The sequence below is a fragment of the Desulfurivibrio dismutans genome (genome assembly GCF_029210385.1).
GTDB classification, from domain to species: Bacteria; Desulfobacterota; Desulfobulbia; order Desulfobulbales; family Desulfurivibrionaceae; genus Desulfurivibrio; species Desulfurivibrio dismutans.
The window spans coordinates 1-564 of sequence record NZ_JARGDQ010000030.1 but is presented as its reverse complement, the minus strand read 5'-3'; the positions used below and the strand labels follow the sequence as shown (position 1 = coordinate 564).

General features: G+C 55.5%; 1 protein-coding gene. It reads left to right on the top strand.

Going from position 1 to position 564, the window contains the following annotated elements:
• Positions 1-81: 81 nt before the first annotated feature.
• On the top strand, positions 82-564 hold a 483-nt coding region (locus tag P0N66_RS12775; RefSeq protein WP_275806029.1), incomplete at its 3' end, for an AAA family ATPase.

Here is a 564-nt window from a genome sequence, read left to right as displayed (position 1 = left end):
TTGAAATTATCATGATAATTTCATATTGTACTTACAGTTGTTCAAACCAAACAACACGAACGCCCTCATTGGTGATTGCAGATGCTTGTGCGACAATTGAACCTGCCACCAGCGGGTGATGAGACCTTTTTCTTATGGGGGCCTCGCCAAACCGGCAAAACCACCCTTTTACGCCACGTCTATCCCAATGCCTACTGGGTCGATCTCTTGAAAGCCGAAGAATACCGGCGCTACCTGGAAAGACCCGAACTGCTGCGCCATGAGCTGCAGGCCCGGGCAACCACACCACCATTTGTGGTGGTGGATGAAGTGCAAAAAGTTCCGGGGTTGCTGGATGAGGTGCAATGGCTCCATGAAAATCTCCAGGTCCGCTTTGCCCTCTGCGGCTCCAGCGCCCGGAAAGTCCGGCGGGGGCACGCCAACCTGCTGGGGGGCAGAGCCTTGCGTTACGAGTTGCGCGGCCTTGTCTCCCGGGAGTTGGGTGCCGACTGGGATCTACAGCGGATGCTGAACCATGGTTACCTGCCCAGCATCTACCTGGCGGGCAACCCCAGAAAACGTTTG